The organism is Paracoccus marcusii, assembly GCF_028621715.1.
In the GTDB taxonomy this organism is placed as follows: Bacteria; Pseudomonadota; Alphaproteobacteria; order Rhodobacterales; family Rhodobacteraceae; genus Paracoccus; species Paracoccus marcusii.
Map to the genome: position 1 here is coordinate 901,680 of NZ_CP117466.1, position 15,477 is coordinate 917,156.

The 15,477-nt window shown below is 69.4% G+C and carries 10 protein-coding genes; 3 read left to right on the top strand and 7 right to left on the bottom strand.

The window, feature by feature from the left end; translation table 11 throughout:
* Window positions 1-56 precede the first annotated feature (56 nt).
* Window positions 57-1,649, top strand: coding sequence for a PAS-domain containing protein (locus tag PRL19_RS04385; RefSeq protein ID WP_273744006.1), 1,593 nt, complete (start codon window positions 57-59; stop codon window positions 1,647-1,649).
* On the opposite strand, the gene PRL19_RS04390 is transcribed toward PRL19_RS04385, so the two are convergent.
* The 7 genes from PRL19_RS04390 to PRL19_RS04420 all read right to left on the bottom strand — a co-directional run bounded on the left by PRL19_RS04390 (window position 1,650) and on the right by PRL19_RS04420 (window position 13,176).
* A complete protein-coding gene (locus tag PRL19_RS04390; RefSeq protein ID WP_273744007.1) occupies window positions 1,650-6,128 on the bottom strand; it encodes a translocation/assembly module TamB domain-containing protein in 4,479 nt (1,492 codons plus the stop codon).
* Window positions 6,128-7,987 carry an autotransporter assembly complex protein TamA gene (locus PRL19_RS04395; protein ID WP_273744008.1) on the bottom strand — a complete coding sequence of 620 codons (1,860 nt, stop codon included), beginning with the start codon at window positions 7,985-7,987 and terminating at the stop codon, window positions 6,128-6,130. Before PRL19_RS04395 ends, PRL19_RS04390 begins: the two co-directional genes overlap by 1 nt.
* Before the next feature lie 113 nt (window positions 7,988-8,100).
* Window positions 8,101-9,027 (bottom strand): glucokinase, encoded by a 927-nt coding sequence (locus PRL19_RS04400; protein ID WP_273744009.1) that lies wholly within the window; start codon window positions 9,025-9,027, stop codon window positions 8,101-8,103.
* A 14-nt stretch (window positions 9,028-9,041) separates the two neighbouring features.
* Window positions 9,042-10,148, bottom strand: coding sequence for an ABC transporter ATP-binding protein (locus tag PRL19_RS04405; protein ID WP_273744010.1), 1,107 nt, complete (start codon window positions 10,146-10,148; stop codon window positions 9,042-9,044).
* 3 nt (window positions 10,149-10,151) lie between these two features.
* Entirely contained in the window at window positions 10,152-11,006 is an 855-nt protein-coding gene (locus PRL19_RS04410; RefSeq protein ID WP_045981927.1) for a carbohydrate ABC transporter permease, read from the bottom strand.
* A complete protein-coding gene (locus PRL19_RS04415) occupies window positions 10,996-11,868 on the bottom strand; it encodes a carbohydrate ABC transporter permease (RefSeq protein ID WP_045981926.1) in 873 nt (290 codons plus the stop codon). Before PRL19_RS04415 ends, PRL19_RS04410 begins: the two co-directional genes overlap by 11 nt.
* Window positions 11,869-11,934: 66 nt before the next feature.
* Entirely contained in the window at window positions 11,935-13,176 is a 1,242-nt protein-coding gene (locus PRL19_RS04420) for an ABC transporter substrate-binding protein (RefSeq protein WP_045981925.1), read from the bottom strand.
* A gap of 180 nt (window positions 13,177-13,356) precedes the next feature.
* On the opposite strand from PRL19_RS04420, the gene PRL19_RS04425 reads away from it, so the two are divergent.
* Complete coding sequence (locus tag PRL19_RS04425) at window positions 13,357-14,061, top strand: response regulator transcription factor (RefSeq protein ID WP_045981924.1); 705 nt, start codon at window positions 13,357-13,359, stop codon at window positions 14,059-14,061.
* Window positions 14,048-15,460, top strand: coding sequence for an ATP-binding protein (locus PRL19_RS04430; RefSeq protein ID WP_194885976.1), 1,413 nt, complete (start codon window positions 14,048-14,050; stop codon window positions 15,458-15,460). Before PRL19_RS04425 ends, PRL19_RS04430 begins: the two co-directional genes overlap by 14 nt.
* Window positions 15,461-15,477 lie beyond the last annotated feature (17 nt).

Here is a 15,477-nt window from a genome sequence, read left to right on the forward strand (position 1 = left end):
CGCCCTGTTAATCAAGCCCGGATTATGGTCCCATCGAACGGAAGGGGGCGTCGGCAGTGGACATTCAGGGTGCGGGTCTTGTGGCGATGGCGGTCCTGTGCGGGACGGCGTCGGTTCTTCTGGCGGTGGCGGTGATCCGGGTCTGGGACCGCCGACAACCGGGCCAGGGCCGCGCGGCACGGGCCGGGCACGCACTGGACGGCAAGGTGCAGCCGATGGTGTTCCTGTTCCGCGCCGCACGCCTGGTCGACGCGACCGCGCCGGCCCGCGCGCTGCTGGACCGGATGGGTGCGCCGGATGACGACTGGCTGCGCCTGATGCGCTGGATCGGACCGCGCTTTCCCGACGCGCCCGACCGCCTGTCCATGCTGCCCCGCCTTGGCCGGATCGAGCTGGTGGGCCAGCAGGGGCGGGGCAGCGCCACCCTGCGCCTTGTGGCCGAGGATCTGGGCGACCGGCTGTGGCGCGTCAACGTCACCGATCCGGGTGCCGAACATGCGGGCATCGTGGTCGATTCGATGTCCCTGCAGGCGATGGAGGAAGAGCTGGACCTGCTGCGCGGCGCGCTGGACCAGACGCCGATGCTGGTCTGGCGCCTGGATGAGGAGGACCGCGTGACCTGGGCCAACGCCGCCTATCTGCGCCGTGCCGAGGCCCGGTCCGACGAGGCGCTTGGTTGGCCCCTGCCCCGCCTGCTGGACGCGCCGCGCCCCGTGCCGGGTGCGGGCACCGCCACCCGCCGCGCCGGGCTGGAGGATCAGGGCGCGGTGTCCTGGTACGACTGCCACAGCCACCGCATGGGCGACGAGGTGATGATGTTTGCCCTGCCCGCGGACGCCGCCGTGCGCGCCGAACGCAGCCTGCGCGATTTCGTCCAGACCCTGACCAAGACATTCGCCGACCTGCCGATCGGGCTGGCGATCTTCGACCAGGGCCGGAACCTGCAGCTGTTCAACCCGGCGCTGATCGACCTGACGAACCTGCCGACGGGCTTCCTGACCGCGCGGCCGTCGCTGTTCGATTTCCTGGACCAGCTGCGCGAACAGCGCATGGTGCCCGAACCCAAGGACTATCGCAGCTGGCGACAGCATATGGCCAATCTGGAAAGCGCCGCCGCCAACGGCCACCACGTCGAGACATGGTCCCTGCCGGGCGGTCAGACCTATCGCGTGACCGGCCGCCCCCATCCCGACGGCGCGGTGGCCTTCCTGTTCGAGAACATCACCTCCGAAATGTCGCTGACCCGCGAATTCCGGGCAGAGCTGCTGCTGGGCGCGCATGTCTTGGACGGGCTGGAGGACGGGCTGGTGGTCTTTTCGGACGCAGGCCAGCTGGTCCTGTCGAACCAGGCCTATCGCGGCTTGTGGGGCGCGCCGCCCGAAAGCCTGGCCGATGCCATCGCCACCTGGGAGGCCGCGGCCCCCGCCGGGCGGGGCTTTGCGGCACTGCGCGACGCGCTGAACCATGCCGATGCCCCGCGGGCCAGCGGCGCGATGGCCGGCCCCCAGGGCCAGCTGCTGGGCTGGACCGTCACCATCCTGTCGGGCGGGCGGCGGATGCTGCGTTTCGGCATCGCCTCGGGACAGGTAATGTCCCAGGGCCTGCCCCAGGACACGCGCCCCCTGTCCAGCGCGATCGGCGCCGACTGATCAGTAGTCGCGCTCGAAGAACACCCCAAGCGAGCTGCCGCCGTCGCTGCCCACCGATCCCCGCGCCCGCAGCGACTGCGTGATGTCCAGGTTCAGGTTGATCGACGACCGCCCCCCCTCGCCCACCGAGACGTCGGTATAGACGTTCTCGGACAGATAACGACCGGCACGCAGTTCGATGTTGCCTTCGTCGTCGGTCGTCAGGTCCAGGTCGTCCAGGCCCGCGCTTTCGCGCAGGTTGCTGATGATTCCGTCACCGCCGCGCCCGGCCAGTACCGCGATGGCATTGGCCAGCTGTGCCGCCTGAAGCGGGCTGATGCTGTCCAGCCCCCGCCCGAACAGCAGCTGGGACAGCACCTCCTCCTGCGGCAGTTCCGGAGAGGATTCGAAGGTGATGTCAGGGTCGCGGACCTCTCCGTCGATGATGATGCGGGTGGTGATCTCGTCGCGCTCGGTCTCGGCGACCAGGCGAATGACGGGGATCAGGCTGCCCTGCAGCTCGACCAGACCCTCGGTCAGGTTGAAGCGACTGCCCAGCAGGTCGACCCGGCCGCGGATCAGCTGCAGGTTGCCGATGGGGATCGCGTTGCGGGCGGTGCCCTGGATGCGAAAGCCGCCGCCCAGTTCCGCGTCGATCCCGCGGCCGCGGATGAACACCCGGTTTGGCGCGTTGATGACCAGGTCCAGCGCCGGCGGCCGTCCCGGCGTGGCCGGCGGCCCCGACATGCCCGCGTCGCGCGAGGCCTGGCTGGGATAGGGCTCCAGCCCGGCCTTGGCGCGCGTGGCGCGGACCGGCGGGCGCTGGTTGCCGACATGGGTGATGTCGGGGATCGCCCGCGCGCCGCCCAGGCCGGTCGAGGGGATTCGGATCTCGGTCTCACCCAGGTCGATGCGGCCGGACAGGGTCTGGCCAGTCGCGGCCGTTCCGCTGAAGCGGACCTGCCCGTCGATGATCGTCTGGTACAGGTTCGGGTCGCGCAGCACGACCTGCGCCAGCGCAACCGAGATGTCGGTCGCTCCGTTCGTCAGGTCCACCGGCCCGGACAGCGTCACCCGCCCCCCGGCCGAGACGTTGGCCGCCCCGTCGATCTGCAGCCGCCCCGACTGGAACCCGGCGGTGACGTCGATCCCGTCCAGCCGCACGCCCAGGCCCGGATCGGCCAGCTGGCCGTTCGTCAGCCGCACCTGTCCCGACACCGCCTGCAGCGACGGGGCGCCCTGGACACGCAGGATGATCGCCAGCGGGCCCGACACGCTGCGGGTCCGCAGGGTCGTGTTGGCCAGCGCGGAATCCGCGCTGCCATTGACGCCCAGATCGACGGTCGATCCGTCGCGGGCGGCGGTGCCCGCAATGCGCAGGTCGGTGCTGCCCGGCGCGGTGGCGCGCAGGTCGACCGCAAAGGACGGGCCCTCCTCGCGCACGGTTCCGGTCACCGCGACGGCGCCCGGAAACTCGGGGACGATCAGGCCAAGATCGGCCAGCCGCGCATTCAGGTTGATGCCCGTCGCGGGCGCCCCGTCCGCGGTCACCTGCAGTTGCGGGTTGGTCACGTTCAGCCGCTGGACCGAGATGCCCTGCGCCCCCTGGCTGGCCGCCACATCGAACCGGGTCTGCCCCGTCAGGATCGGATCGATCCGCGGCTGGCCCAGGGACAGGCCGCTGGCGGTGCCGGTCGTTTCGATCCGGCGGGTGGTGCCGTCATCGGTCAGCCGGGCCTGCGCCTGGACCGCGCCGCTGATGCCGTTGCCCAGGAACCGCAGATCGCCCGCGTTCAGCGTGGCCGCGACATCGGTCGCCCCGGCGCCGACCTGGCCCGTGGCACTGGCCGACAGGCGCGGGTTCTCGACCTGCGCGGTGTCGATGGTGAAGATGCCGCCCTGTTCGGTGCCGGTCACGGACAGCCGCGTCTCGCCCGCAAGGGCGCCGTCCACCTGCGCCTGGCCGAAGGACAGGTCGCGCCCGGTCCCGGTCACGGCCAGCCTGCGGATGCCGTCGCCGACCTCGGCAAAGCTGCCCTGCGCCTGCAGGCTGCCGCGCCATCCCGGCCCGAAGGGCGCCAACGACGCGACGTTCACGTCGCCGGTCAGATCGGTGACGCCCGGACCATAGGTTCCCTGCACCACCGCGCGCATCTGGTCATTGGTCAGCCGGCCCTCGGTGATCGTCACGACCCCGTCTCGTTCCGACGCCTGCAGCGCCAGCTGCGTCGTCCCGGTCAGCGCGCCATCCGCCCCGGTCGCGCCCAGGGACAGGTCCTGCCCGCTGCCGGTGACGTCGATCAGGCGTGCGCCATCCTCCTCGCGCAGCGTGGCGCGGGCCTGAAATCCGCCCGCCCAATCGGCGCGGATCGAGGACAGGTCAACGACCGCCACCTGCGCGACGGCGTCCAGCGCGCCTTGGGCAAAGCTGCCCTGCGCATCCGCGCTCAGCTGCGGGTTGGCCAGCCGGAAATCCTCCAGCTGAAAGCCCTGCGCCGTCTGCAGCGCGCTGGCGGTCAGCTCGGTCTGCCCGCTCAGCGCATTGTCCAGCGCCTCGATGCCGATGCGCAGATCCTGGGCCTGCCCGTTCAGGGTCAGGCGGCGCTGGTTCTGCGGTCCGGTGACCTCGGCGGTGGCCTCCAGCGACCCGCCCAGTTCGGGGCCGGCATCCGCCAGCGACGGCATGGACACCTGCGCGCGCAGATTGCTGGAGGTCGAGTTGATCAGGCCCTGCGCGGTCGCGGTCAGGCGGCTGGCGTTGACGCGGAAATCCTCGACCTCAAGGCCCAGCTCGTCGCGGCGCGCCTGCAGCAGGATCGTGGATTCGCCGTCCAGCAGCCGGTCCAGCTGCGGCTGGTCCAGCGCGATGTCGCGGCCCGACACGCGCGCGTCGATGTCGAAGCTGCGGTTCAGCAGGACGTAATAGCCCTCGACCGTGGCATCCGCGCTGCCGGTCAGCGGCCGGCCCGCGACGCCCGACAGGCGCGTCAGGTCGGTATACCGGGCACCCGCATCCACCGACAGCGTGATGCCGCTGCCCAGGCCCGAGACCAGGAAGTTGCCATCCAGACCGTAATCCGCGCCGCGGACCCGCAGGTTGGTGATGTCGACCGCGTTGCCGGGGGTAAAGTTGAACCCGGTCCGCCCCTCGATCTGCGTGCCCACGGCCTCGGCCAGGGACGCGTCGTCGAAATCCAGATCGCGGGCGGCAAAATCGATGGCGCCGATGACCTCGGACAGGGCGCCCTCGTCCAGGAAGATCTGGCCGCGCCCGGCCAGGTCCAGCACGCCAAGCGCCACCCCGTCCAGGTTCAGCGCGCCGATGCCCCCGTCCAGGCGCCAGCCGTCGCTTTGCGCCGCGTCATAGTCAAAGGTCAGCCGCCCGGAATCCACCGTCGCCCCCTCGCCCGCGAAGGGCAGCGGGACGGGCACCTGCGGGGCGCCCGCGTCGCGGCCCAGCATCACCTGCAGATTGGCCTGCTGGGGCGCGGACTGGTCGTTCGTCGACAGCGACCCGGCAATGCGCAGCGCCTCGGTGCGGATGTCCAGACGCGGAATGTCCAGGCGGCCAGTCTCGGCCCGCCAGCCTTCGGCCAGCAGCTGGGTGTCCTGGCCAAAGAAGGCCCGGTCCTGCGGGCGCAGCAGCGACGCGACATCGCCGCCCAGCTGGAACCGGAATCCGGTGCCGGGGGTGCCGTCGGCGCCGGTCTGGCCGTTGGCGCTGACCTTTCCGGTGATGCGGGGCTGGCCGTTCGTGGCCAGACGGATGTCGGCGGCGAAATCGCGGATCTGGCCCTCGCCGCTGATCTGGGCGGTCAGGGCGGGCTTGTCATAGATGCCGACAAGGTTGGCCAGCAGGCCGTCGGCGGCCTCGTCCAGGCCCAGGTTCAGGCGCAGGATCTGCGTCTCGTTGGCATAGCCTGCGTCCAGCACGAACTGGCCGCGCGGGCCGTCCAGGCGATCGACGGTCAGCTGGGCCGTGCCCTCGCCCCCCTCAAGGCTGATGCCGCCCGAGATGCTCAGCGCGGCCTCGACCCCGATGACCGGTTCGCCCAGCATCACGCGGTCGGCGCGGATCTGTTCGATGTTCAGCGACACGGGCAGTTCGGGCAGCGCAAAGACCGGCGCCTCGGCCTGCACGGCCGGTTCGTCCGACTGTGGCAGGCGGGGCAGCAGGATCTCGTCGGCGGACAGCTCCGCGATCTCGATCCGGCGGCGCAGCAGGGCGCTGCGGTTCCACTGGATCGCGCCGTTGCGCAGGGTCAGATAGGCGCCGTCCTCGTCCGAGATGCGCAGTTCGGTGAAGGTCGCGCGCGAGGACAGCGCGCCCTGGAACCCCTCGATCACCACCTGGCGCCCCTCTCCGGACAGGTTGCTTTCCAGCAGTCCGGTCAGAAATCCGCGGTCGCTGTCGGCCTCGGCGCTGATCTCGGCGGCGCTTTGGCCCAGCACGGCCATCGGGAACAGGACGACAAAGGCGGTGATCCAGAACTTGCGCATCAGAATGCCTGCCCCAATCCAAGGTAAAGTTGCACGCCGTTGCCGGTGTCGCCGCTGACCGGCCCGGCCACGTCGAACCGCAGCGGTCCGATCGGCGTGTCATAGCGCACGCCCAGACCGGCGCCCGCGTGATCGTCGCCCTCGCCGCCGAAGGCGTCGCCCGTCCAGACCTGGCCGTAATCGGCAAAGGCCACGACGCCGATCTTCTCGCGCACCTGGACGCGGAATTCGGCCGTGGCGCTGGCAACCGACAGGCCGCCGGTCTTGATCGGGCCGTCCGGGCCCGCGATCTCCTCGACCCCCAGGGACTGATAGGGATGGCCGCGCACCGTGCCGCCCCCGCCCGAGAAGAACAGATAGTTGCGCGGCGTCGTGGCAAGCTCGCTGCCAAAGACCGACCCCGCCCGCGCCCGGCCCGCCAGGGTGAACCGATCATCGGCGCCGAACGACCGGAAGGCCCGCCCCTCGGCCAGGGCGCGCATGCCGGAACTGGTGTCCTCGAATCCGGCAAAGGGCGTCACCTCGGCGGACAGATAGAAGCCGCGCTTGGCGTTGTTCTGATCCTCGCGGCGGTCCCAGATCACGTCCATCGGCAGGGCCAGGACCTTGAAGTCGGTGCGCCCGTTGGCGTCGAAGACGCGCGAGTACTGGTATTCCAGCGCCGCGTCGGCGGTCAGGCGGTCGCTGAAGATGTGGTTCAGACCGAAACCCAACGTCGCCAGGTCCTCGTCGTAATCCTCCTCGCGCATTTGGGCCACCTCGGCCTCGACATAGGCGGTGGTGTCGGGGGTGATCGTAGCGGGGCGTTCCAAACGGATCGTCAGCTCGTCGTCGCGGTCGCTGGTCTCGGATCCGATGTCCTTGATCCGCCCGTCGATGCGCAGACGCTCGCCCCCGCCCAGCAGGTTGCGATGCATCCAATAGGCCGACACCAGCGCCCCGTCCGTGGTCGAGATCTCGGCGCCGGCCCCGATGCGCCGGGGGGGCTGTTCGACCACGGCCAGGTCCACGTCCAGCGTGTTGCCGGGGCTCAGCGTCTCTGCCTCCTGCAGGGTGATCGCCGAGAACACGCCGGTGCGGCGCAGGCGCTGGCGGACGGTGTCCAGTTCCTGGGGGTCGAAGCGCTCCCCCTCGGGGAAGCCGGCGATCTTGCGCAGGCGGCGTTCGTTCAGGCGCTGGTTGCCGCTGACGGACATGCGCCCGAAGGTGACGGCCGGGCCGGGTGACAGGGCGATGCGGCTGTCGACCTGATCGGCGTCGTGATCGGCCACGATCTGCTGGTCGGCGACATCGGCCTTGGCATGGCCATAGGCGCGCCAGCCGTCCACACCCGCCAGGGCTGTGCTGCGCATGACGCCGGTGCCCGCAATCTCGCCCATGGCGTATTCGTCAGGTACCTCGGTGCCGGGGGCCACCGGGGCCATCTGGGCGCGCGAGAAGCGGAAGACCGGGCCGGGATCGACGGTCACGACGACACGGGACACCTGGGCGGGCGCGTCCAGGGGCGCCACCTCGGCGGCCTCGACCCCGTCCAGGGTGATGGTCACGGCGCCATCGTAGAACCCCTGATCGTACAGCAGGCCCAGGATGCGGGCGTAATCGCCGCGCGCAGCCGCCAGCACGTCCTGTCCGGTGGTGCGATCCTCGTTCAGCGCGCCGGTCAGCAGCAGCGACTGGCGGATCTGGCGGGTCAGCCCCTCGTCCCCGCCGGCGACCTGCACGTCCAGCGCGACGGGCCCCTCGGATTCGCTGCTGCCGCCAAACAGGCCAGAGAACGGAGAGCTGCTTTGCGCCATCGCGGCACCCGCCACGCCAAGCGCCGTCCCTGCCACCAGGATCGCCCTAAGATATGCCCGCATCGCCTGCCCCGTCTTTTTGCTTGCGGCAATTCAAACAGGATCGACGGGGCGAATCCAGCAATCTTTGGGGATTTTCCCGGATTGGCAGTTAACCTTTGCGGGACCGGCGAAGCCTAGCCCAGGGCCGCCAGACAGCCGTGCAGCGCCGCCATGTCGTCACGGATCAGAAAGACCGGCGTGTTTTCAGGGATATGGCGCATGTGGCTTTCCGCCAGGAAGGCCGGTTCGAACAGCGCCATCCGGTCGGCGATGCTGCGGCCCACGCTGCCGGCCAGGAACAGCCCCTCCAGCGGCATGAAGCGCAGCGACAGTTCGCGGCACAACAGCCCGACCAGTTCGGCGAACAGGTCATAGGTCGCGACGGCCGCCGGATCGCCCGCCTCGGCGGCGCGGGCGACGTCCTCGCTGCGCATGGGGGCGGTGCCGGTCATCGCAGCGTGCAGGCGCGACAGGCCGCGGCCCGCGAACGTCTCCTCGGTCGAAAAGAAGCCGGCCGCGGCGTCGGTGCCGACGCGGTCCTGCAGGCGGGCCATGATGTTGGCGGGCAGATGGGTGTGCCCCTCCTCGGCCTCAAGGACGGTGATCGCGCCGCCGGGCAGCACGCGCACCGCGCAGACGTTGAAGCCGGTGCCCAGGCCCACGACCAGCGCCTGCCCGTTGCGGGCGCGGGTCACGGGGGCCGCGCGCAGCGTGCCCAGCTGTTCGCCCGCCAGCGACGGGGTGGAATAGCCGAGCGCCGACAGGTCGTTGATCAGCCTCACCTGGTCGGCATCGGTCAGCCGCGCCAGGTTGTCCTCGTCGAACGACCAGTCGCGGTTGGTCAGCTGCGCACGCCCGCCGCTGACCGGCCCCGCCACGGCGATGCACATGGACGAGATGTTGGGCTGGTGCTGTTCCGCCATGAACTGGCGCACCACATCGTCGAAGCTGGCAAAGTCGTCACCCTTGAAGCGGGTGACCGTGCCGGCGTCGATGGACCCGTTGCGCGCGATCGCCATCCGCGCATTGGTTCCGCCCACATCGCCCAGAAGCATCGCCATGCTGTCACCCCTTCTCAGTTCAGCCGTTCCCCGTCCTTAGGCGAGAAGTACGACACTTTCGAGAGGTCGAATGCCAGCGGAAACGGCTGGCGCGCCCGGACGGCGCTTTCCGCGCGCAGCCGCGCGGTGACCGCCTTGCCGCCCAGATGGGTCACGGCGAAGGTGTCGGCACCCGCCGGTTCGACGATCTCGATCATCACGTCGCCGCCCGCACCCTGAGCGGTTCCGGGCAGATGGGCGTTGCCCGTCGCCTCGTGGATGTCCTCGGGGCGCACGCCCAGGACGATCTGGTCGGGCAGGTCGCGGGCCACCGGGTCGGTGATGACCAGCGGCGTGTCGCCGGGACGGTCGATCTCGATCCGGGTCTGGCCCGCCTCGGACCGGACGCGGGCCGGGATCAGGTTCATCGCCGGGCTGCCCATGAAATCGGCCACGAACATGTTGGCGGGCTTGTTGTAGATCTCGGCCGGGGTGCCGATCTGCTGGATCACCCCGCCCTTCATGACGACGATCTTGGTGGCCAGCGTCATCGCCTCGATCTGGTCATGGGTGACATAGACGATGGATGCGTTCAGGTCCTGGTGCAGCTTCTTGATCTCAGTCCGCATGGACACGCGCAGCTTCGCGTCCAGGTTGGACAGCGGTTCGTCGAACAGGAACAGCGCGGGGTCGCGGACCAGGGCGCGGCCCATGGCGACGCGCTGGCGCTGGCCGCCCGACAGCTGACCCGGCTTGCGATCCAGCAGCGGCTCGATCTGCAGCTGGCGCGAGACCTCGGCCAGCTTGGTGGCCTGGGTGGCCTTGTCGACGCCGCGCACCTTCATGCCGAAGGTGATGTTCTTGGCGACCGTCATCGTCGGGTAGAGGGCATAGGACTGGAACACCATCGCGATGTCGCGGTCCTTGGGGCTGACGCCCGTCACGTCGCGGTTCGCGATGCGGATGGCGCCGCCGGTGATCGGCTCCAGCCCGGCGATGCAGTTCAGCAGCGTGGACTTGCCGCAGCCCGACGGGCCGACCAGCACCAGGAAGTCGCCCTCGTCGATGCTGATGTTGATGTCGTGCAGAATATGGGTGTCGCCATAGGCTTTCTGCAGGTGGTCGATTTCCAGAATGGGCATGGCTTATCCCTTGACGCTGCCGGCGGTCAGGCCGCGGATGAAGTATTTGCCGGCGACGACATAGACCAGCAGCGTGGGCAGGGCGGCGATGATCGCCGCGGCCATGTCCACGTTGTAGGCTTTGACGCCGGTGGTGGAGTTGACGATGTTGTTCAGCGCGACGGTCACGGGCTGCGACCCGGCCCCGCTGAAGCTGACGCCGAACAGGAAGTCGTTCCAGATCTGCGTGAACTGCCAGATGACCGACACGGTGATGATCGGCAGCGAGATCGGCAGGAAGATCGACCAGAAGATGCGGAAGAACCCTGCCCCGTCGACCTTGGCCGCGCGCACCAGTTCCTGCGGGATGGTGACATAGTAGTTGCGGAAGAACAGCGTGGTGAAGCCCAGGCCATAGATCACGTGGACGAAGATCAGCCCCGGGATGGTGCCCGCAAGACCCATCAGGCCCAGCATCTGCGCCATCGGCAGCAGCACCACCTGGAACGGGATGAAGCAGCCGAACAGGATCGCGGCAAAGAACAGGTTCGCGCCGCGGAACCGCCACTGGGCGAAGACATAGCCGTTCAGCGCGCCGATGATGGTCGAGATCATCACCGCGGGCACGGCCATCAGGACGCTGTTCCAGAAGAACGGGCGCAGGCCCTCGCACTGGGTGCCGGCGCAGGCGGACGACCAGGCCTCGGCCCAGGGGGCGAAGGTGATCTCTCGCGGCAGGGCCAGCAGGCTGCCGGTGCGGATCTCCTCGAGGGATTTCAGCGATGTCGTCAGCATGACGAACAGCGGCATCAGATAGAACAGGGCGAACAGGATCAGGATCCCGTACAGGCCCCACCGCAGCACGGTCTTACTTGTCATGGCGCGGCCTCAATTCGCTGTAGAGATAGGGAACCACGATGGCGAAGATGACCATCATCATGATCATGGCGCTGGATGCCGCCTGCCCCAGGTCGCCGCGCGAAAACGCCATGGCGTACATGTAGGTCGCGGGCAGGTCGGTGGCATAGCCCGGTCCGCCGCCGGTCAGCGCGATGACCAGGTCGAACGCCTTGATCGCCAGGTGCGCCAGCACGATGAAGGCCGACAGGAAGATCGGCGCCATCGTCGGGATGATGATCGCGGAATAGATGCGGTGCGTAGGAATGCCGTCGACCTGGGCCGCGCGGATGATCTCGGTGTCGACCGAACGCAGTCCGGCCAGGAACAGCGCCATCACGAACCCGGATGCCTGCCAGACAGCCGCCAGCACGACGGTATAGATCGCCATTTCGGGCTTAATCAGCCAGTCGAAGGTGAAATTCTCGAACCCCCAGCCGCGGATCGCCTGCTGGATGCCCAGGCCCGGGTTCAGAATCCATTTCCAGGCGGTGCCCGTCACGATCAGCGACAGCGCCATGGGATAGAGATAGATGGTGCGCAGGACGCCCTCGGCCCGGATCTTCTGGTCCAGGAAGATCGCCAGCATCAGCCCGATCGCCATCGAGATGACGATGAACAGGGCGCCGAAGATGAACAGGTTGTTCATCGCCACGTCCCAGCGGGGGGCGTCGAACAGCCGCTGATATTGCGTGATACCGTCCAGTTCATAGCGCGGCATCAGCCGCGAGCGGGTGAAGCTGATCCAGGCCGTCCAGGCGATGAAGCCATAGACAAAGACCAGGATCGCCACGAAGGACGGCGCCAAGACGACCTTGGGCACGTTGCGTTCAAGCCATTCCATTTCCGGTAAACCCCCAAAGAAAAACCCCGCGCCCGCGATCCGGGGCGCGGGGTCGTCAGGCCGTGATCACATCGCGTTGGCGACGGCGTCGGCCAGTTGCGCCACGGCGTCGTCCGACGACATGTCGCTGTTGAAATGCGCGGTCACCACGTCGGTGATCGCACCGGCCGGCGCGCCGCGCAGCGCCATGCCATGCGCATAGCTGGGCAGCAGGGAGCCGTTTTCCGCATCCGCGGTCATGTCGGCGTTCGACTGCTTGGCGCAGTCGTCGAAGTCGTCCAGCGCCACGTCGGTGCGGGCCGGGATCGAGCCCTTGTTCAGGTTGAACGTCTTCTGGAAGTCCGGGCCCATGATCAGGCTGGCCAGAAGGGCCTGGCCCTGCTGCTTGTCCTCGCCGTCCAGCTCGAAGAAGGCGAAGCTGTCGACGTTGTAGAGGAAGCCCTCGCCCGGGGTGGGCGCGCAGACGAAGTCAACGCCCGGCTGCTTGCCGGCGGCCAGGAACTCTCCCTTGGCCCAGTCGCCCATGATCTGGAAGGCGGCCTCGTTGTTCATGACCATGGCCGTGGCCAGGTTCCAGTCACGACCCGAGAAGTTGTCGTCGACAAAGCCGCGGATGGTCCGCATCTGGTCGAAGACCTGCTTCATCGTGTCCGAGGTCAGCGCCTCGGGGTCCAGATCGACCAGCGCCTGCTGATAGAATTCCGGCCCGCCCAAGCCCAGAACGACCGTCTCGAAGATGGTCGCGTCCTGCCAGTTCTGACCGCCATGGGCCAAGGGCGTGATGCCCGCGGCCTGCAGCTTTTCGGCCGCGGCGTTGAACTCTTCCCAGGTCGTGGGCATCTCGATGCCGTTCTCGTCCAGGATCTGCTTGTTGCCCCAGATCCAGTTCACGCGGTGGACGTTCACCGGTGCGGCGCACCACTGGTCCTCGCACTTCATGTGGGCGGCGATCTGCGCGGGCAACACGTCCGCCCAGCCGTTCTCCTCGGCAACAGTGCCGATGTCGGCCAGGCCGGTCTCTTCGTACCATTCCTGGATCGCGGGGCCCTTCAGCTGCACGGCGGTCGGCGCGTTGCCGGCCAGCACGCGGGCGCGCAGCGCGGTCATCGCGGCGTCACCGCCGCCGCCGGCCACGGGCATGTCGGTCCAGGTGCCGCCCTCGGCCGCGAACTGCTCCTGCAGGACGGCGACCGATTTCGCCTCGCCGCCGGATGTCCACCAGTGCAGCACCTCTGCGGTGGGTTCGGCCATCGCCGGCGCAGCCAGCATCACGGCGGTCGAAGCCGCCAGAACGGATTTGATGTTCATGGATCCTCCCAGATCTATCCCGCGCGGATTCGGTGACCGCGTGTGGGTCGATCATGCCGCAAGCCCAGTCATGTCCGCAACGCAGTGCAGCCATGCGCCCGGCAGTTTTCGCAGCGTTACGTTACAAACTGTTACGTAACCCCTCCCTGCGATGCTAGATCACGGATCGGAGGACCGTTGATGAGCCTGCACCGCCTTCTGCTGGTCGAGGATGACGCAGACATGGCCGCCATGCTGGCCGCCTATCTGCAGCGCCACGGCCTGCACGTGACGCGCGCCGACAGCCGCGCGACCGCACTGGCCGCGCTGCGCGGCGGCCGGGTGGACCTGATCCTGCTGGACGTGTCCCTGGGCGATGACGACGGCGTGGCGATCTGCGCCGAGATCCGCGAGGCGCAGGACGTGCCCATCATCATGGTCAGCGCCCTGTCCGCCGACCACCAGCGCATGGCCGGCTACGAGGTCGGTGCGGACGACTATATCGCCAAGCCCTTCAACCCCGACCTGCTGCTGGCGCGCATCCGGGCGGTGCTGCGCCGCGCGGGCCGCGCGCCCAGCCTGTCGCACCGCAAGCGCGACAGCGTGCTGCGGTTCGCGGGCTGGCGCTATGACGCGCGGCGCGACGAGGTGACCGCCCCCGGCGGCTGGCAGGTCAGCCTGTCGTCGCGCGAAACCGCGCTGCTGCGGGTGTTCCTGGCCAATCCGCTGATCCCCCTGACCCGCGACGAGATCGCCGCCGCGCTGGACGACGACGAGGCGGCCGAGGGGCGCGCGATCGACATGCTGGTCGGCCGCCTGCGCCAGAAGACCGACCCGGCGCTGATCCGGACCGAACGCGGGCTGGGCTATGTGCTGTCGGCCGAGGTCGCGCGTGACGCTGACTGACCGCCTGTCGCTGCGGGTGGTGGCAAGCCTGTGGGTCGTGCTGGCGATGCTGGCGGGCGGCGGGTCGGTCTGGCTGTGGACCGCCAGCGACGCGGCCTGGGACGCGCATCTGAACCGCGCCTATATCGCCGGTCTGGCGCTGGCCGACAGCCTGGAGGCGGGCAGCGCCCTGCCCCAGGGCCTGTCCCAAGTCCAGCTGCGCGCCGCGCCCGACCTGCCGCCCGGCTGGCGGCAGACGGTGATCACCCTGACCGGCGGCGGCAGGCCCGACCTGTCGCAGGGCGCGCGGCTGTCGGTGCGCATCCAGTCGCCCGACCTGACCTATCCCGCGGCCGAGGTGCAATCCGTCGGCGGCGGCAGCCAGGCCGCGGGCCTGGCCTCGATCACCCGCACCCTGGCACGGTTCTGCAGCGAGCCGCGGCTGTTCGTGCAGCAGGACACCGGCCCATGGATCCGCGTGGACGGTGCGCCCGTCTGGGGCTGCCAAGCCGCGCCGCCCGACCGCCGCCTTCTGGCTGGCGCGCTGGCCCTGGGGGCGCTGGCCCTGCTGCTGGGCTGGGTGGCGGGGGTCGCGGGGGCGTTCACCGCCTTTGCGGCCGCGCTGCGCGATCACCGCGCCCGCACCGCCGCCCTGCCCGTCGGCGGCGTGATCGAGCTACGCCAGACCGCCGAGGCCGTGAACGCCTATGTCGCCCAGGACCGCGCCGCGCTGGAGAACCGGGCCCTGGTCCTGTCGGGGGTCAGCCACGACCTGGGCACCCCCGCCACCCGCCTGCGCCTGCGCAGCGCGATGATCGAGGATGCCGCCCTGCGCGACCGCCTGGACCGCGACATCGACGAGATGACGACGATGATCGACGGCGTCCTGACCTATACCCGCGCCGAGATCGGGGCCGAACCGTTCCGCCAGCTGTCCCTGACATCCCTGGCCGAGGCGGTCGTGGCCGATTACCAGGACGTGGGCCTGCCCGTGACGCTGCGCCAGTCATCGCTGCCTCCTGCCCGCGCCGGCACGCTGTTTTCACGAACCACCAGCCGTCCGACGGTGGACAGCCACGCCCTGCTGATGCGCGGCCAGCCCACCGCGCTGCGCCGCGCGTTGTCCAACCTCATCGACAACGCGTTGAAATACGGGCGCGAGGCGCAGGTGCTGACCGGCGGCGACGCGGACGAGGCCTGGATCTCGGTCACCGACCGCGGCTCGGTCCTGACCGAGGACGACCTGGCGCGCCTGACCGGGGCCTTTCAGCGCGGAGAAAATGCCGGCACCGCCAGCGGCGTCGGGCTGGGCCTGGCCATCGTGTCGACCATCGCCGCGCAGCATGGCGGACGGCTGGAATTCCACCGCGCGCCGCAGGGGCTGGAGGCCCGCCTGGCACTGGCGCGCAGCTGGGCGTAAGACGGGCCGACGGAACT